A 17,331-nucleotide genomic window follows, 5' to 3' on the forward strand; every position below is an offset into this window, starting at 1 on the left:
TTCGGCCGGGCGGAAACGTTGGCTGGCGCATCCGCCACCGCGTTCGGGAGGATGTCGGCATGCCCACACGTGTGCTCGCCGCTGCCGTCGCGCTGGTCCTCGCCGCATCCCTCGCCGCCTGCGCATCGCCCGGCTCGGGCCTCGGTACCGACATGGGCGGCGACGGCATCCCCGAGCCGATCCCCGCCGGCGACGTGATCGGCCAGGGCACCGTGCTGCAGGAGGGCGACAGATCCGCCCAGTTCTGCATCGGCGCGGTCATGGAGTCGTACCCGCCGCAGTGCAGCGGCATGCCGCTTTCGGCATGGACGTTCCCGGAGGGCACGTTCGAGGAGGCGTCCGACGTGCGCTGGGGCACGTACGCGGCGGTCGGTCGGTGGGACGGCGAGTCGTTCGAGGTCACCGGCGAGGTCGTTCCGCTGGCGCTCTACTCGCCGCCCGCGATGATCGACGAGCGGCTCGACGAGGCGAACGCCGGTGCGGGCGACGAGGCGACGCTGACCGAGATCCAGGACGAGATCGCGGGCTTCGGCAACGACAGCATCCTCTCGACGTGGCAGCAGAACGGCTACGTCGTCGTGCAGGTCCGCTACGACGACGGCACCCTGCAGGGCTGGCTCGACCAGCGTTACGGCCCCGACCTGGTCGCCGTGCAGTCCGCGCTCGTCGACGCCTGACGCGCCGCCGCGCCGCCGGACGCTCGGGCCCGTACGCTGCCCTGTCGCCCGTCGTCGCTCCGTCACCTCCGTGCCGTCGCTGGTGCGCAATGCGTGGTCATCCGGCCTCATTCACGCACTCTGCGCACCCGCGGCTGAGACGGCCGGTCGCCGCTGGTGCGCAAAGCGTGGTTCCGGCGTGGGGAGACCACCGTTTGCGCACCAGCGAGCGGGGGCGGAGTCGGCAGGGTGCGGCAGGGGAGTGGTGAGCGGGGCGTCAGGCGGGGACGGATGCCGCGAGGTGCGGCGCGACCGCTGCGCCGAACGCGTCGGCGGTGCGGCGCGCGACCTCGTCGAACGGGGTGGCCCAGATGTCGGCGTTGAAGAGCTCCACCTCGATGTCGCGGTCGTAGCCGGTCGCCTCGACCGCGGCGGTGATCGTCGCGAAGTCGATCACGCCGTCGCCGGGGTAGTGGCGGCCCATGAGCACGTCGGCCGGCAGCGGCGTGGCCCAGTCGCACACCTGGTAGGTGGCGATGCGGCCCGCCGCACCCGCACGGGCGATCTGCGGCAGCAGCTCCGGGTCCCACCAGACGTGGAACGTGTCGACGACCGCGCCGACCACGTCTGCGTCGAAGTCGTCCGCGATGTCGAGCGCCTGGCCGAGCGTCGACACGACGCACCGGTCGGACGCGTACATCGGGTGCAGCGCCTCGATCGCGAGCGTCACGCCCGCAGCGGCGGCCGCCGGGGCGAGCTCGCCGACCGCGTCGCGCACGCGCTCGCGCGCGCCCACGACGTCGCGCGAGCCCTCGGGGAGCCCGCCGCCGACGATCACGAGCACCGCGGTCGACCCATCGGCGCCCGCGGCGGCGAGCGTCGCCGTCTCCTCGATCGCACGCAGGTTGTCGTCGATCGACGCTCGGCGCTCCGCCCCCTCGGGCATCGTGAAGAACCCGCTGCGGCAGTGGGTCGAGAGGCGCAGGCCCGAGTCGGCGAGACGTGCCGCCGACTCGGCGAGGCCGAGCTCCTGCACGGGCTCGCGCCACGTGCCGATCGACGCGTAGCCCGCGCCGAGCACGGCGTCGATCGCCTCGGGCAGCGACGCGTGCTTGATCGTGCCCTGGTTCATCGAGAGGCGGGGATGCGCGCTCATGCGAGCACCTCCGCGGGCTCGGCTGCGGCCTCGGCCGGGGCATCCGTCGCCTCGAACACGCCGTTCAGCGTGAGCAGCGAGTGCCAGCGGGCCGCCGCGAGCTCGGGCCGCTCGAAGGCGCCGCTCGCGTTCGCGAGCCGCACGATCTCCGACAGGTGCGGGAGGCTGCGCGCGGCATGCAGGCCGCCGACCATCTGGAACGCGGCCTGGTGGCCGTTCAGCCAGGACAGGAACGCGACACCGGTCTTGTAGTAGAACGTCGGCGCGGCGAAGATCTGCCGCGACAGCGCCTCGGTCGGCTCGAGGATGCGCCGGTACTCGACCGGGTCGTTCGCGTCGAGCGCCTGGATCGCCGCCGACGCGTGCGGGGCGATCGCGGCGAACGCGCCGAGCAGCGCGTCGGAGTGCCCCTGGTCGTCGCCGGCGATGAGCCCGACATAGTTGAAGTCGTCGCCCGTGAACATGCGCGCCGACTCGGGAAGCCGGCGGCGCACCGCGATCTCGGCGTCGGCGTCGAGCAGGCTCATCTTCACGCCCGACACCTGCTCGGCGGATGCCTCGATGATGTCGACGAGCGTGTCCGAGGCGGCATCCGTGTCGGTCGACCCGAAGTAGCCCTCGAGCGACGGGTCGAACGCGGTGCCGAGCCAGTGCAGCACGACGGGCGCACCGGCTGCGGCGAGTACCTCGCGGTACACGCGGCGGTAGTCGTCGGCCGACTGCGCGGCGCGCGCGAGGTGGCGGCTGGCCATGAGCACGGCGCCCGCGCCCGCGTCCTCCGCGTGGTGCAGCTGCTGCTTGTACGCGTCGATCACGTCGTCGAGCGAGACCTGCTCGGCCTCGAGGTGGTCGGTGTTCACTCCGACGACGAGCGCGCCGCCCGCCGAGGCCGCCTCAGCGGCGCTGCGGGTGATGAGCTCGCGCGTCGCGGCCGGGTCGAGGCCCATGTTGCGCTGCGCGGTGTCCATCGCGTCGGCCACGCCGAGCCCCCACGAGTACACGTGGTGGCGGTAGGCGAGCGTCGCGTCCCAGTCGATCTCGGCGGGCTGGCCGGGGGTGTTGTCGGCGTGGGGCTTCGGCACGACGTGCGCGGCCGCGTAGGCGACACGTGAGCGCAGCGGATGCCTCGGGCGGGCGAAGTCCGGCGCCGCGGCGAGCTCGACCGCGGAGGTCGTGCCGTCGGGGGCGAGCAGGGTGAGGGCGGTCACGGTCACGCCCCCGCGCCGGAGAGCTCGGGCTCAGCGGCATCCGCTGCGCTGTCGGGGGCACCCGAGACGGTCACCTCGGGCACCTCGATGCGGCGGCCCTCGGCGCTCGAGGCCAGGCCGGTCTCGGCGAGCAGCATGCCCCGGGCGCCTGCGAGGAAGTCGTAGTGGTTCGGGGCGTCCTCGACGACGTGGCGGATGAAGTCCTCCCACTGCACCTTGAAGCCGTTCTCGAACACCTCGGTCTCGGGGGTCTCGAGCCAGGTCGACGCGTAGTCGATGGTGTCGGGGATGTCGGGGTTCCAGACCGGTTTGGGCGTTGCGTTGCGCGGCTGGATCTTGCAGCCGAACAGCCCGACGACCGCCGAGCCGAGCGTGCCGTCGACCTGGAACTCGACGAGCTCGTCGCGGTTGACGCGGGTGGTCCAGCTCGAGTTCAGCTGGGCGGTGATGCCGCCCGCGAGCTCGAAGATGGCGTACGCGGCGTCGTCCGCGGTGGCGGCGTAGGGCTCGCCCTGCTCGTCGACGCGCCGGGGGATCTCGGTGACGGCCTTGGCGTAGACCGACTCGACGCGGCCGAACAGGTTCTCGAGCACGTAGTTCCAGTGCGGGAACATGTCGACGATGATGCCGCCGCCGTCCTCCGACCGGTAGTTCCAGCTCGGGCGCTGGGCCGGGTGCCAATCACCCTCGAACACCCAGTAGCCGAACTCGCCGCGCACCGACAGGATCTGGCCGAAGAAGCCCGAGTCGATGAGGCGCTTCAGCTTGCGCAGGCCCGGCAGGTACAGCTTGTCGTGCACGACGCCGTTCTTGACACCGGCCTCCTCGGCGAGGCGGGCGAGCTCGAGTGCGTCCTCGAAGCTCTCGGCGGTCGGCTTCTCGGTGTAGATGGCCTTGCCGGCGGCGATGGCCTTCTTGATCGCGGGGAAGCGCGCCTTGGTCACGAGGAAGTCGGCGTAGATCTGCCAGCGGGCGTCGGCGAGCGCGGCGTCGAGGTCGGTCGTATAGTGCTCGATGCCGTGGCGGGCGGCGAGCTCGGCGAGCTTCGCCTCGCTGCGGCCCACGAGCAGCGGCTCGACCTGCACCTTGGTGCCGTCGGCGAGCTCCACGCCGCCCTGCTCGCGGATCGCGAGGATCGACCGCACCAGGTGCTGCCGGTAGCCCATGCGCCCGGAGGCGCCGTTCATGATGATGCCGATCGTCTGCTCTGCCACGGGGTGTCCTTCGTCTCTCGTGATGGCCCCGCGATCGTGGCGGCAGTGGTGCGCCGCATCGATGCGGGAAAGCGTTTACCACAGTGTAGGGCAGGTGGTCGGGCGGCGCAAGCGTCGCACGGGTCGAGGAAAACCTAACGAACGCTCGGGTTTCTGCTACGATGCGTGTGAATCGTTTCACTGCCTGCCCGGCGCAGCGCCGGCAGCCGACCGACAACGGAGTTCACGTCATGACCTCGATTTCCGACCGGAGCACCCCCGGCGCCGCCCGGCGACAGCCCAACCCGTGGTGGGTCGCCGTGATCGCCGGCATGGCCTCGTTCATCGACGCGGGCGCCATCGTCGCGACCGGCACCGCACTCGTGCTCTTCCAGGACGGACTCGGCGTCACCGACGCGCAGATCGGCCAGTTCTCGGCGCTGCTCACCCTGATGATCGCGATCGGCGCGTTCACCGGCGGCCGACTCGGCGACCGCTTCGGCCGCCGCCGCGTCTTCACGGTCACGCTCATCGTGTTCGCGATCGGCGCCGGGCTCAGCGCGATGGCGTGGGACCCCGCGGTGCTCTACCTCTCGCTCGCCCTGCTCGGCTTCGGCGCGGGCGCCGACCTGCCGGTCTCGATGGCGATGATCGCCGAGAGCGCGCCCGACGAGAAGCGCGGCAAGATGATCACGTTCTCGCACGTGCTCTGGATGGCCGGCATCCTCGCCATCATCGTCATGGGCATCTTCATCGGCGGCATGGGCACGACCGGCGGCCGCATCCTCTACGGCTTCCTCACGGTCGTCGCGGTGCTCGTGCTCGTGCTGCGCATCACGCTGCCCGAGTCGGCGAAGTGGCAGGCCGCGCACGATCGCCGCACCTCCGCGATCGAGACCGCAGCCGCCAACGGCACGACCGCCGAGGCCGACCCCGGTGCGCTCCGCAGCCTGTTCCGCGCGCCCGTGCTCGTGCCGCTCATCGCGGTCGGCCTGTTCTACGCGCTCGTGAACGTCGCCGCGAACACGAACGGCCAGTTCAGCACCTACCTCTACGTGAACGTCGCCGGCTCCGACGTCTCGACCGCCTCGGCGCTCAGCCTCATCGCGTTCGGCGTCTCGCTCGTCGGCATGCTCACCCTCATGCGGCTCGTGGACACCCGTTGGCGCATGCGCGCGTTCGCGGTCGGCGCGGTCTTCGTGCTCGCCGCCATGGCCGTTCCCGCGATCTTCGGCGTGACGCTGTTCACGCTCGTGCTGAACGGCATCCTCTTCGCCATCGGCGGCGCGATCGCCGGCGAGCCGATGTTCAAGGTCTGGGCGCAGGAGCTGTTCTCGACCCTCGCCCGCTCGGGCGCGCAGGGCGTCATGATCGCCTTCACCCGAGTCGTCGCCGCCGGCGTCGCGCTCGTCACACCGGCGATCATCGCGGCCGGCCCGCAGGTGCTCTACTGGTTCCTCTTCGCCACGAGCGGCATCGCCCTGGCCATGGGCGCGTTCTGGATCGCACGCATGCCGCGCGTCGACCTCGCCGAGGAGGCGGATGCGGCTGAGCCGGCGTCCGCCTCGGAGGCATCCGTCACCGATGCCGACGCCGCCGACGCGGTCGAGGCGCCCACCCGCTGACCGCCCGGCGGTACGCTCCGAACCGGGCCCCCGGGCCTTCAAGCACGCACGACCCCCGGCGACGGGGCGGAAGGAATCCGACGATGGATCAGACCGCAGCACGATGGACCGCGCGCATGATCGCGCCCGACGACGAGTTCGGCGGCGCACCGCTGCTGCGGCGCGAGGTGACGCTCGACACCGGCCACGGCGCGGTCGAGGAGGCGACGCTGCGGTACAGCGCGCTCGGCGTGGTCGAGGCGTGGCTGAACGGGCGGCCGGTGTCGGCCGACCTCCTCACGCCCGGCTGGTCGAGCTACGAGTGGCGGGTGCGGTTCGCCGAGACCGACGTCACCGCGCTCGTCGCCGACGGCGCCAACGTGCTCGGGCTCGCGCTCGGCAACGGCTGGTACCGCGGCCGCCTCGGCTGGGCGGGCAACCGCAATCTCTACGGCGACGAGCTCGGCGCGCTCGCGGAGCTCTCCGTGCGCTTCGCAGACGGGCACGAGCAGGTGATCGGCACGGATGCCTCGTGGCAGGCCGGCCCCGGCGCGACGCTCGCGAACGACCTCTACGACGGGCAGACGATCGACGCGCGCCTGCGCGACGACGCCTGGCTCGGCGCCGGGTTCGACGGCGCGGGGTGGGTCGGCGTGCACGAACTCGACTTCGACCTCGAGAAGCTCGAGCCGTACGTCGGCCCGCCCGTGCGGCGGGTGCAGGAGCTCGCCCCGGTGTCGGTGACGACCTCGCCGTCGGGCGCGGTGCTCGTCGACTTCGGGCAGAACCTCGTCGGGTTCGTGCGGGTCGCCGTGCGCGGCGAGGCCGGCGCCGAGGTCGTGCTGCGGCACGCCGAGGTGCTCGAGCACGACGAGCTGGGCACGCGCCCCCTGCGGTCGGCGCGCGCCACCGACCGGTACCTGCTGAGCGGCGGCGACGACGTGTTCGAGCCGACGCTGACCTTCCACGGGTTCCGCTACGTCGAGGTGTCGGGCTGGCCCGGCGGCGTCGACGCGATCGCCGAGGGGGCGCTCACCGCGATCGTCGTGAGCAGCGACCTGCGCCGCATCGGGCGCATGCAGACCTCGAACCCGCTGCTCGACCGGCTGCACGAGAACGCGGTCTGGGGCATGCGCGGCAACTTTCTCGACGTGCCGACCGACTGCCCGCAGCGCGACGAGCGCCTCGGCTGGACCGGCGACATCGCCGCCTTCGCGCCGAGCGCGGCCTTCCTGTTCGACGTGCGGGACTTCCTGCGCGACTGGCTCGTCGACCTCGACCTCGAGCAGCGCCACGCCGACGGCATCGTGCCGCTCGTCGTGCCCGACGCGATCAAGTACTTCGAGCTGCCGCCCGAGTTCCCGACGCCCGAGGCGATGGCCGTCTGGAGCGACGCCGCCGCATGGGTGCCGTGGGCGGTGTACGAGGCCTACGGCGACGAGCGCGTGCTGCGCGAGGCGTTCCCGGCGATCGCGGCCCACCTGCGCCGGGTGCGCGGGCTGCTCGATGAGTCGGGCGTGTGGGGGCAGGGCATGCAGCTGGGCGACTGGCTCGACCCGGATGCCCCGCCGGAGGCGCCGCACCAGGCCAAGGCCGACGGACACGTCGTGGCGACGCTCGCCGCGTACCAGTCGGCGACGATCGCGGTCGACGCCGCGCACGTGCTCGGCGACGCCGACGCGCAGGCCGAGTTCGCGGCCCTCGCCGACACGCTCCGCGCGGGCTTCCACGCGGAGTACGTGCGCGACGGGGTCATCCACTCGGATGCATCCGCCGTCTACGCCCTCGCGATCGTCACGGGCATCGTCGACGGCGCCGACCTCGAGTTCGCCGGGAATCGGCTCGCGGAACTCGTCGCCGAGAGCGGCTACCGCATCTCGACCGGGTTCGCGGGCACGCCGTTCGTGACCGACGCGCTCACCTCGACCGGGCACCTCGACGCCGCGTACCGCCTGCTGCTGCAGACCGAGTGCCCGTCGTGGCTGTACCCCGTGACCATGGGCGCGACCACGATCTGGGAGCGCTGGGACTCGATGCTCCCCGACGGCACGATCAACCCGGGGGAGATGACGTCGTTCAACCACTACGCGCTCGGTGCGGTGGTCGACTGGATGCACCGGGTCGTCGGCGGCCTCGCGCCGCTCGAGCCGGGCTACGCGCGCATCCTGGTCGCGCCGCAGCCTGGCGGCGACCTCACCTGGGCGGAGACGTCGCTCGAGACGCCGCGCGGGCTCGCGCGCGTGCGGTGGGACCTCGCCGACGGGCGGCTCGACGTGGTCGCGACCGTGCCCGAGGGTGCCGAGGCGGTGCTGCGCCTCCCCGGAGCATCCGACGAGACCGTGGGCGCGGGCGTGCACGAGCGATCGGTGGCGTTCGCGAGCTGAGCCCGCCCGCTCAGTCGGTGAGGCGGGGGTGCTGTCGCGCACGATCACCTCGGTCGGCACCGGGGCGCCCGACTCGTCGTCGGATTCGGCGAGCGCGAGGCGCAGCGCGCGCTCGCCGACCTCCTCGAGGGGAGGCGCACCGTGGTGAGCGTCGGGGTGACGTCGCGCACGGTCGGGATGTCGTCGAACCCCGCGACCGCGACCTCGCGGCCGGGCGCGAGCCCCGAGTCGCGCAGTGCCGACATGGCGCCCATCGCCATCACGTCGTTCAGGGCGAACACGAGCTGCGTGTCGCCGAGCCCCCGCTCGATGAGCTCGCGCATGCCCGCGTAGCCGCCGTCGCGCGTGAACGCGCACCGCGCGGTGCGGTCGGCGGGGAGGTCGGACCCGCCGGCGACGAGGCCCTCGGTGAACCCTGCGATGCGGTCCTCGGCGGTGCGCAGGCCCTCGGGGCCGGTGAGGGCGCCGAAGCGCACGTAGCCGAGGTCGAGCATGCGGGTCGCGAGCGCGCGGGCACCCTCACGGTTCTCGAGGGTGACGGTGCGGAACGGGGAGTCGGTGGCGGTGATGAACACGACGCGCCCGCCGGTCTGCTCGTAGGCGGTGAGCTCGGCGCGCAGCGCCTCCGCGGCCGGGTCGTCGGCGCGGCGCGACGAGGCGAGGATCATGACGCGCGGGCGCTGGCCGCGCATCGCACGCACCAGCTCGAGTTCGCGCGCCGAGTCGCGCTCGGTCTCGGCCATGGTCACGATCAGCTGCTCGGTGTCGGCCTGGCCGACGACGCCCGCGGCGATCGAGGAGAAGTACGGGTCGGCGATGTCGGCGACGAGCAGCGCGACCGTGGTGGTCGTGCCGCGGGCGACGGCCTGGGCCGAGAGGTTCGGCGTGTAACCGAGGCGCGCGGCGGCCTCGAGCACCTTCTGGCGGTACGCCTCGTTGACCTTGCGCGTGCTGCCGTTGAGCGAGCGCGACGCCGTGGCGAGCGAGACCCCGGCTTCGCGGGCCACGTCGTGCAGCGTGGCGGGCGTGCTGCGGCTGGTCTGGCTCACGTCGGCTCCCGTTCTGGCGCCCGCGGGCGACCCCGCGGTGCCTCGACCCTACCGCCGCGCGGCGTCCGGGCGGTGGAGGCGCGGCCGGAAGTGAGATAACGTTTTCCCAAGCGGTGCTGCGGCTCGCGGCATCCGCTCGGCCAACCACCGGTAAACGATTTCTCGAAACGGGCGCCGCCGCCCGAGGCACGACCCGACACGAACGCGAAGGACGAGATGGCAACCCAGGAACGCTACGGACTCATCGGCACCGGATCGCGCGCCGGCATGTACGTGAACGCGCTGACCGGCACGCAGTTCGGCGTCGAGCCGCTCGACGACGTCGCCACGCTGGTCGCCTGGTGCGACGTGAACCCGGGCCGCCTCGACGTGTACGAGCGCGAGGTCGTGGCATCCGGCCACCCGGCCCCGAAGCGCTACGCCGCGGACGACATCGAGCGGATGGTGCGCGACGAGCAGCTCGACCGCGTCGTGATCACCACCCCCGACTTCACCCACGCCGAGTTCGTGACCCGAGTGCTGCGGGCCGGCGCCGACGTCGTGGTCGAGAAGCCGCTGACCATCGACGCCGAGGGCGTGCGTGCGATCGGCGAGGCGATCGCCGAGACCGGCCGAGAGGTCATCACGACGTTCAACTACCGCTACAGCCCGCGCAACTCGGCGCTGCGCCGCCTCATCGGCGACGGCGCCATCGGCGAGGTGACGAGCGTGCACTTCGAGTGGGCGCTCGACACGGTGCACGGCGCCGATTACTTCCGTCGCTGGCACCGCTACAAGCGGAACTCCGGCGGGCTCCTCATCCACAAGGCCTCGCACCACTTCGACCTCGTCAACTGGTGGATCGGCGCCGCCCCCGTGCGTGTCTTCGCGAGCGGCGGCCTGCGCTTCTACGGCGCCGACAACGCCCGGGCCCGCGGGCTCGGCGAGCGCCCCGAGCGCGGCACCGGCACGACCGGCGACCCGTTCGCCCTCGACCTGTCGCTCGACGCGCGCATGAAGGAGCTCTACCTCGACAACGAGGGGCACGACGGCTACCTGCGCGACCGCGACGTGTTCGACGAGGGCATCACGATCGAGGACAACCTCTCGGTACTGGTCGACTACGACTCGGGCGCGACGATGAGCTACTCGCTGAACGCCCACAGTCCGTGGGAGGGCTACCGCGTGACGGTCAACGGCACCGAGGGTCGCGCCGAGCTCGAGGTCGTCGAGCGCGGCGCCGTGCTCGTCGGCGAGGACGGCCGGGTCGTCGTGGACCCCAGCATGCACCCCGGATACTCGCCGGAGGACGAGGTGCGTCCCGACTCCGAGCGCCTGGTGCTGCAGCGGCACTGGGAGGGCGCGCAGGTCGTGCCGATCCCCGAGGGCATCGGCGGGCACGGCGGCGGCGACGCGTTCCTGCTCGAGCACCTCTTCCACCGGGTGCAGTCGGATGCCCCGCTGGGCCGCATCGCGCGCTACGCCGACGGCGTGCGCGCGGTCAGCGTCGGCATCGCGGGCAACCGCTCGCTCGAGACGGGCCTGCCGGTGCGCATCGCCGACCTGGAGCTCGGCGCGGGCTGAGCCTGCTCCCCGGTGGGCAGGGCGAGCGGATGCCCCTGAGCCGGCGCCCGGGCCTACCCGCCGGAGCCCGCGACCAGCGCGATCGCGCCGCCCACGAAGACGACGATCGCGACGAGCGCGATGCCCGCGAGCGGCACCCAGAAGGCGCGCTTGCGCAGCACGAGCAGGGTGACGGTCACGGCGAGTCCGAGCACGCCCACGACGATGGGGCCCCAGATGGCGACGTTCAGGCCGACGTCGAACAGCGCGCATGATCCGTTGACGCAGCTCGGCGCACCGAGCGCGAACAGCGACCCGATGAACACGCCCGTGATCGCGACGCCGATGAGCAGCAGCACGAGCACGATCGACAGCACGAGGTCCCAGACCCGCACGGGGCGCACGCGCTTCGTGCGCCCGTCGGGTGCGACCTCGGCGGCGGCGTCGGCGGGCGCGTTCGCCTCGGCGCTCCGCGCGTCGAGGGTGCGCGAGTCGGCGTCCGTCGAGCCGGTGTCCGTCGATCCGGTGCCGCGGGAGCCGGCGTCGCTCGAGCGGGACGTCGCCGGGCTCGTCGCGCTCGACTCGGTCGGCCGGGCGCCGTCGCCGGTCTCGTCGTCCCGTCGGGATGGGGTGCCGTCGCTCACTCGCTGCTCCGTTCCGGCGCCGCACCGGCGCCACGGGTCTTCATCCTGCCGCCCCGCGACGCGCCGGGTCAACGCCCTTGCGCCGCGCGCCGATCGGTGATCGGGCTCGCCGGGAGCCGGCGCCGGCGGTCGTGATCGGGCGGCCGGAGGCATCCGCTCGCCCGCGCACTCACCCCTCGATCGTGGCCGCGCCCCTCGGGTAGGCGAGCAGCAGCGCGCCCGAGACGATCCAGCTGGCGCCGACCCCCGCGACGAGCCAGCCGGCACCGAGCGACACGGCGGCCACGCCGGCGACGCCGGCGCCCGCGGCCGCGGCGGCCGCGCGCAGCCCGCCGCCGACCGTGAACACCTGGGCGCGCACCGCGCGGGGGCTCTGCAGGGTGCGCAGGCGCAGCATCGCGGCCGTCGAGGCTGCGGTGAACACGCCGGAGAGGCCGATCATGACGATGGTCCACCAGGCGCCGACGTCCACGATCGCGATGATGGTGAGCACGCCGGTGGCGGCGAACCCGGTGCCCATCGAGAACTCGGGGGAGCGGGTGTCGGGGCGCCACGAGATCCAGAGCGAACCGACCAGTGCGCCGACCGCGAAGGCCGAGACGATCACGGCGCCGCCGTCGGGGTCGTTCGCCCGCTCGATCGACAGCGCCACCACGGCGATCGCGAGCGCGCCGCCGCCGAACTGGCTGAGCGTGCCCGAGGCGGTGACGACGGCGAGCGGGCGGTGCCGGGCGATCCAGGTGAGCCCGTCGCGCATCGCGCGCCACGGCGAGCCGGTCGACGCGTTGCGGGGGCGCAGGTGCGTCGCGAGCGCGAAGCCGGCGCCGAGCGCGGCGGAGCCGGCGACCACGAGCATCGCGATGCGGGCCGAGCCGAGGGCCGCGGTGGCGGCGACGGTGCCCGGGCCGATCACGGCGCCGATGTTGTACGACAGCGCGTCGAGGGCGAAGGCGCGTCGCTCGTGGGGGATCTCGTCGGTCACGAAGCTCGACAGCCCGCCCATGGTGAACGGCGAGACGGTGCCCGCGACGATCAGCGCGGTCGCGACGAGCCAGATCGGCGCGTCGCCGAGGAACGCGGCGATGCCGTACGCGATCGCCGCGAGGAAGCCGGCCGCCGCGACGAGCCGGCGCGGGTGCGCCGAGCGGTCGAGCGCGACGCCCGCGAGCGGCGCGGCGAGGATGCTCGGTGCCAGCGAGGCGGCCACGAGCGCGCCGCCCAGGGCCACGTCGCCGAGCTGCTCGACGGCGAGGATCGGCACGCCCACGCCGACGCCGCCGATCGCCAGGCGAAGCGGCGTCGCGGTGGCGAGGTAGGTGCCCGCGCTCATTCGGTGCTCACGAGGCGTGGAGCCTACCCGCCCGCGGGCGCCGATGCACACCCGGGGTCACGGCAGCGTCAGCACCCCGTCGACGCGGCGCGGGATGCCGAGCGGGTTGTCGTCGCGGAGGGCGGCGGGCAGCGCGGCATCCGGCGCCGACTGGTAGGCGACTGGACGCAGGAAGCGCCGCACCGCCGTCGCGCCGACCGACGTGTGGATCGACGTGGTCGACGGCCACGGCCCGCCGTGCTGCTGCGACCAGTTGACCGCGACACCCGTCGGCCAGCCCGCGAACAGCACGCGGCCCGCGATGTCGGCGAGCACGTCGACGATCGCCGCGACGTCCTCGTCGGGCTCCGCGTGCACGGTCGCGGTGAGGCTGCCGCCCACGGCGCGGATGGCGGTGAGCGCCTCGTCGACCGACCCGTAGCGCACGACGAGCGTGGTCGGTCCGAAGCACTCGGCGAGCAGGCCCTCGGGGTCGGCGAGCACCGCGGCGGACGTGGTCTCGAGCACGACCGCGCTGCCCGTGCCGACGGACTGCTCGGGCGTGCCCGACACGACCGTGACGTCGTCGCGCCCGGCGAGCGTGCCGAGTCCGTCGGCGAACGCCCCCGCGATCGAGTCGGTGAGCATGGGCACCTCTGCCGCCTCGCCGACGGCGGCGGCGACGCGGGCCGCGAAGTCGGACCCGTCGGGCACGAACACCACGCCGGGCTTCGTGCAGAACTGCCCGGCGCCGAGCGTGAACGAGCCCGCGAGCCCGGTCGCCAGCTCGTCGGCGCGCGCGAAGAGGGCAGCCTGCGTCACGAGCACGGGGTTGATCGCGCTGAGCTCGCCGTAGATCGGGATGGGATCGGGGCGACCGACCGCGAGGTCGAACAGCGCGCGGCCGCCGTGCAGCGACCCGGTGAAGCCGACGGCGCGGATCGACGGCTCCTGCACGAGCGCGACGCCCGCAGCGCGACCCTCGACGAGCGCGAACACGCCGTCGGGCGCACCGGCGGCCCGCAGGGCGTCACCGACCAGTTCAGCGGTACGACGCGAGAGCCGCGGGTGCGCCGAGTGCCCCTTCACGATCACGGGGCAGCCGACCGCGAGCGCCGAGGCGGTGTCGCCGCCCGCGACCGAGAACGCGAACGGGAAGTTCGACGCGCTGAACACCGCGACCGGGCCGAGCGGGCGCAGGAGGCGCCGCAGGTCGGGCGTCGGCGGCGCAGCCTCCGGGTTCGCGTGGTCGATGATCGCCTCGAGGTACGAGCCCTCTTCGACGACCGCGGCGAACATGCGCAATTGGCCCGTGGTGCGGGCGACCTCGCCGGTGAGGCGCGGCACGCCCAGGTGCGACTCCTCGTCGGCGATCGCGACGAGCTCCTCGACGTGCGCGTCGAGTACGTCGGCGACCGCGCGCAGCCACACGGCCCGGTCGGCCGCGGGGGCGTCGGCGGTGCGTGCGAACGCCGCCTGGGCGGCATCCGTCACCTGTCGCAGTTGCTCGGGCGTGGTGTCCATGGGTCCTCCGGTGGTGCGGTCGGGGCGGTCGAAGTGGGTGCGAGGGGCGGCGGATGCCGCGGGGCGGCGTTCAGGCGAACCGCAGCCCGAGCCCGGGCGCGGGGTCGAACGCGAGCCGCGCGCCGTCGACGCTGACGGGCGCGGGGTCTGCGAGCACGCCGAGGGCGGTGAAGGTGGCGTCCTCCACGTCTTCGACGAGCGTCGGGCGGGGGAGCGTGAGGGCGAGCTGGCCGGAGAGCTCGAACAGCAGGTGCGGGGCGACCTGCACGCCGTACTCGTCCGCGAGCGCGGCGATCTCGCGGAACGGCGTGACGCCGCCGACGCGCACGATGTTCGGCTGGGCGACGTCGACGACGCCGGCGTCGAGGAACTCGGCGAAGCGGTAGCGGGTGTGCACGTTCTCGCCGAGGGCGATCGGCACGTCGGTGCGGCGGCGCAGCTCCGCGTGGGCGGGCAGGTCGTCGGCGCGCAGCGGCTCCTCGATCCACGCCGGGCCGAACGTTGCGAACGCCTCCAGCGCGGTGGTGGCCTGATCGAGGCTCCAGCGCTGGTTGGCGTCGATCATGAGGCGCCGGCCGGGGCCGAGCACGTCGCGCAGCGCGGCCAGCCGCTCGACGTCGCGCGCGAGGTCGGGGCTGCCGACCTTGACCTTCACGGCGTCGTAGCCGACCGCGACCCAGCGCTCGGCCTGCGCGACGAGCTCGTCGAGCGGGTAGTGCAGGTTCACGCCGCTGCCGTACACCTCGGCCGTCTCCTGCGTGCGGCCGACGAGGCCGACGACGCTCGCGTCGGCCCGGCGACCCGCGAGGTCCCACAGCGCGAGGTCGAGGCCAGCCATCGCGATGGTCGTGACCCCGCCGCCGCCGGCCTCGTGCAGGTGGCGCCAGAGTTCGGGCCACAGCCCCGTGGCATCCGCGGCCCGCCCCACCGCGAACGAGGCGATGTCGTGGTCGAGCATGGCCTGCACGGATGCCGCGCCGATCGTGGGCGTCCACGAGAAGCCGTACCCGGTGGCGCCGTCGCTGTCGGTGACGACCGTCTCGATGACGCTCAGCTCGGTGACGTCGGGCCCCCACGGGCGCGACAGCGGCACGCGGACCAGCCGCGTGGCGAGCGACGCGATAGTGGCGGTCACGCCGAGGCCAGCTCCGCCACCAGCGCGCGGCCGCGGTCGAGGATCGCGCCCAGGCGCGCCTCCTGCTCGGAGGTCGGGTCGACGAGCGGTGGGCGCACCGAGCCGACCTCCATGCCCTGCAGGCGGAGGCCGGCCTTGATCAGCGAGACGCCGAAGCCGGGAGTCTCGTCGCGCAGGTTCACGAGCGGCACGTAGAACTCGCGCAGCAGGTGCAGGCGGGTGGCCTCGTCGCCGTCGGTGTAGGCGCGGTAGTGCGCCGCCGCGAGCTCGGGGATCATCGCGAACGCGGCCGACGAGTACAGCGGCACGCCGATGCCGCGGAACGCGGCCTGGCTGAGCTCGGCGGTGAGCAGGCCGTTGAAGAAGTGCAGCTCGCGGCCCGACTCGCCCGCGGCGAGCACGATCTCCTGGGTGAGGCCGATGTCGCCCGTGCCGTCCTTGAAGCCCGCGATCTTCGGGTTCGCGGCGAGCCGGCGCATCGCGTCGGCCGTGAAGCGCGCCGTCGCGCGGTGGTAGACGATGACCGGGAGCGGGCTGGCTGCGGCGACCTGCTCGACCCACGCGACCAGGCCGTTCGTCGTGCCGCCGACCAGGTACGGCGGCAGCAGCAGGATGCCGTCGGCACCCGCATCCGCCGCATTGCGTGCCTGCTCGATCGCCTGCCCGAGTGCGCCGCCCGCGCCCGCGATCACCGGGACGCGTCCGTTCACGACCTCGACGGCCGTGCGCACGACCTGGTCGACCTCGCCCGTCGAGAGCGCGTGGAACTCGCCCGTGCCGCACGCCGGGAACACGCCGCCGGGGCCGTGCTCGAGGCGCGAGCCGACGTGCTCGGCGAGCAGGTCGAGGTCGGGCGCGCCGCCTGCGCCGAACGGGGTGACGGGGAAGAAGAGGACGCCGTCGAAGGCGAGGGGCGAGGTCACGGTGCTCCTGTGGTCGTGGGGGTGGGGCGGGCGGATGCCTCGGGGCCGGCGGGCACCTCGGCGGCGAGCTCGTCGCGCCAGCGGCGCTTCGGGGTCCAGCCGAGCAGCGACTCGGCCTTCGCGACCGAGAAGACCGGGGCGTCACCGGTGAGCGCGTCGCCCGCCTCGCCGAGCGCGGGCAGGTACTCGCGCCAGAGCTCGGCGACGGGGCGGGTGGCCATGGCGTCGGCGGCGCCGACGAAGAACGTCTCGCCCTGGGGGAGCTCGGGGGCGGCGTGCAGCCAGGTGTCGACGAAGCCCGCGGCATCCCGCGCGTCGACGTAGTTGAAGAGGCTGACCGCCGCGAGCGCCGGGTCGGCGAGGCGCTCCGCGACCGTGTGGCCCTGCTGGGTCAGGGCGCCCTGCCACTCCTCGGGGGAGATGACGTAGCAGGGGCGGAACGCGCCGAAGACCGGCCCGTCGGTGCCGGCCGCGCGGCCGAACATCGCGACCTCCTGCTCGATGACGACCTTCGAGAGCGCGTACGCGTTCCACGGGGAGACCGGGTGCGCCTCGTCGAGCGGGGCGTACCGCGCGCGCCACGACGGGATGCCGTAGCCGAGGATCGTGGGGCTCGAGGCGGCGAGCACGCGGGTGGCGCCGTGTGCTGAGGCTGCCGCGAGCACCCCGTAGCCGAGCGTGGTGTTCGTGACGATGATGTCGCGCTCGGGGGCGCTGAACGGCACCGCGATGCCGGCGAGGTGCACGAGCGCGTCGGGCCGCAACTCGGCGAAGAGCGCATCGGTCGCGGCCTGGTCGGCGAGGTCGACGAGGTGCTCGGATGCCGCGGGCTCGGGCGTCGGCACGCGATCGACCGCCGCGACCTCGTGGCCGGCGTCGGTGAGCCCGCGCACGACGCTGCGGCCCAGTCGCCCGGCGGATCCCGTCACGACGACGCGCATCGAACCTCCACGGTTGAGAAATCGTTTTCTCGTGGGAGTCTAGGAGATTCCGGGGTTCTCGAC

At 73.5% G+C, this 17,331-nt stretch carries 14 protein-coding genes; 4 read left to right on the forward strand and 10 right to left on the reverse strand.

Annotated features, from left to right (window positions below):
- Positions 1–59: 59 nt before the first annotated feature.
- Positions 60–677: a hypothetical protein gene (locus tag QUE38_RS12525; protein WP_286308580.1), complete on the forward strand. Its 618-nt coding sequence runs from the start codon at positions 60–62 to the stop codon at positions 675–677.
- A 256-nt stretch (positions 678–933) separates the two neighbouring features.
- Here QUE38_RS12525 and QUE38_RS12530 read toward each other — a convergent pair whose 3' ends face one another.
- From QUE38_RS12530 to QUE38_RS12540, 3 genes are read right to left on the reverse strand one after another with little or no spacing between them, the layout of a single operon-like run.
- Positions 934–1,812 carry a sugar phosphate isomerase/epimerase family protein gene (locus QUE38_RS12530; RefSeq protein WP_286308582.1) on the reverse strand — a complete coding sequence of 293 codons (879 nt, stop codon included), beginning with the start codon at positions 1,810–1,812 and terminating at the stop codon, positions 934–936.
- On the reverse strand, positions 1,809–3,020 hold the full coding sequence (locus QUE38_RS12535) for a dihydrodipicolinate synthase family protein (RefSeq protein WP_286311824.1): 1,212 nt from the start codon (positions 3,018–3,020) through the stop codon (positions 1,809–1,811). The genes QUE38_RS12530 and QUE38_RS12535 overlap by 4 nt, the downstream gene beginning before the upstream one ends.
- Before the next feature lie 2 nt (positions 3,021–3,022).
- Positions 3,023–4,207: a Gfo/Idh/MocA family protein gene (locus QUE38_RS12540; RefSeq protein ID WP_286311825.1), complete on the reverse strand. Its 1,185-nt coding sequence runs from the start codon at positions 4,205–4,207 to the stop codon at positions 3,023–3,025.
- A gap of 257 nt (positions 4,208–4,464) precedes the next feature.
- Between QUE38_RS12540 and QUE38_RS12545 the strand changes: the two genes are divergently transcribed.
- Positions 4,465–5,838, forward strand: a complete 1,374-nt coding sequence (locus tag QUE38_RS12545) for an MFS transporter (RefSeq protein WP_286308584.1) — start codon at positions 4,465–4,467, stop codon at positions 5,836–5,838.
- 83 nt (positions 5,839–5,921) lie between these two features.
- On the forward strand, positions 5,922–8,201 hold the full coding sequence (locus tag QUE38_RS12550) for an alpha-L-rhamnosidase (protein WP_286308586.1): 2,280 nt from the start codon (positions 5,922–5,924) through the stop codon (positions 8,199–8,201).
- Positions 8,202–8,245: 44 nt separating this feature from the next.
- Here QUE38_RS12550 and QUE38_RS12555 read toward each other — a convergent pair whose 3' ends face one another.
- Positions 8,246–9,250 carry a LacI family DNA-binding transcriptional regulator gene (locus QUE38_RS12555; protein ID WP_286308587.1) on the reverse strand — a complete coding sequence of 335 codons (1,005 nt, stop codon included), beginning with the start codon at positions 9,248–9,250 and terminating at the stop codon, positions 8,246–8,248.
- Positions 9,251–9,466: 216 nt separating this feature from the next.
- Here QUE38_RS12555 and QUE38_RS12560 point away from each other — a divergent pair, with 216 nt between their 5' ends.
- Complete coding sequence (locus QUE38_RS12560; RefSeq protein ID WP_286308589.1) at positions 9,467–10,813, forward strand: Gfo/Idh/MocA family protein; 1,347 nt, start codon at positions 9,467–9,469, stop codon at positions 10,811–10,813.
- Positions 10,814–10,866: 53 nt separating this feature from the next.
- On the opposite strand, the gene QUE38_RS12565 is transcribed toward QUE38_RS12560, so the two are convergent.
- The 6 genes from QUE38_RS12565 to QUE38_RS12590 form a co-directional block, all read right to left on the reverse strand.
- Entirely contained in the window at positions 10,867–11,436 is a 570-nt protein-coding gene (locus QUE38_RS12565; RefSeq protein WP_286308590.1) for a hypothetical protein, read from the reverse strand.
- Positions 11,437–11,605: 169 nt separating this feature from the next.
- Positions 11,606–12,766 carry an MFS transporter gene (locus QUE38_RS12570; RefSeq protein WP_286308591.1) on the reverse strand — a complete coding sequence of 387 codons (1,161 nt, stop codon included), beginning with the start codon at positions 12,764–12,766 and terminating at the stop codon, positions 11,606–11,608.
- Between the two features lie 57 nt (positions 12,767–12,823).
- Complete coding sequence (locus QUE38_RS12575; RefSeq protein ID WP_286308593.1) at positions 12,824–14,269, reverse strand: aldehyde dehydrogenase (NADP(+)); 1,446 nt, start codon at positions 14,267–14,269, stop codon at positions 12,824–12,826.
- A gap of 70 nt (positions 14,270–14,339) precedes the next feature.
- Positions 14,340–15,404, reverse strand: a complete 1,065-nt coding sequence (locus QUE38_RS12580; protein ID WP_286308595.1) for a mandelate racemase/muconate lactonizing enzyme family protein — start codon at positions 15,402–15,404, stop codon at positions 14,340–14,342.
- Positions 15,401–16,327, reverse strand: coding sequence for a 5-dehydro-4-deoxyglucarate dehydratase (locus tag QUE38_RS12585; RefSeq protein WP_286308597.1), 927 nt, complete (start codon positions 16,325–16,327; stop codon positions 15,401–15,403). The genes QUE38_RS12580 and QUE38_RS12585 overlap by 4 nt, the downstream gene beginning before the upstream one ends.
- A complete protein-coding gene (locus tag QUE38_RS12590) occupies positions 16,324–17,268 on the reverse strand; it encodes an NAD-dependent epimerase/dehydratase family protein (protein ID WP_286308598.1) in 945 nt (314 codons plus the stop codon). The genes QUE38_RS12585 and QUE38_RS12590 overlap by 4 nt, the downstream gene beginning before the upstream one ends.
- Between the last annotated feature and the right edge of the window lie 63 nt (positions 17,269–17,331).

It is taken from the genome of Agromyces mangrovi, assembly GCF_030296695.1.
Classification (GTDB): domain Bacteria; phylum Actinomycetota; class Actinomycetes; order Actinomycetales; family Microbacteriaceae; genus Agromyces; species Agromyces mangrovi.

Bases quoted from the DNA above. Each gene is read 5' to 3' on its own strand.
- QUE38_RS12560 (WP_286308589.1), top strand. From the start codon at position 9,467: ATGGCAACCCAGGAACGCTACGGACTCATCGGCACCGGATCGCGCGCC.
- QUE38_RS12525 (WP_286308580.1), top strand. From the start codon at position 60: ATGCCCACACGTGTGCTCGCCGCTGCCGTCGCGCTGGTCCTCGCCGCA.
- QUE38_RS12570 (WP_286308591.1), bottom strand. From the start codon at position 12,766: ATGAGCGCGGGCACCTACCTCGCCACCGCGACGCCGCTTCGCCTGGCG.
- QUE38_RS12590 (WP_286308598.1), bottom strand. From the start codon at position 17,268: ATGCGCGTCGTCGTGACGGGATCCGCCGGGCGACTGGGCCGCAGCGTC.
- QUE38_RS12545 (WP_286308584.1), top strand. From the start codon at position 4,465: ATGACCTCGATTTCCGACCGGAGCACCCCCGGCGCCGCCCGGCGACAG.
- QUE38_RS12575 (WP_286308593.1), bottom strand. From the start codon at position 14,269: ATGGACACCACGCCCGAGCAACTGCGACAGGTGACGGATGCCGCCCAG.
- QUE38_RS12530 (WP_286308582.1), bottom strand. From the start codon at position 1,812: ATGAGCGCGCATCCCCGCCTCTCGATGAACCAGGGCACGATCAAGCAC.
- QUE38_RS12540 (WP_286311825.1), bottom strand. From the start codon at position 4,207: ATGAACGGCGCCTCCGGGCGCATGGGCTACCGGCAGCACCTGGTGCGG.
- QUE38_RS12550 (WP_286308586.1), top strand. From the start codon at position 5,922: ATGGATCAGACCGCAGCACGATGGACCGCGCGCATGATCGCGCCCGAC.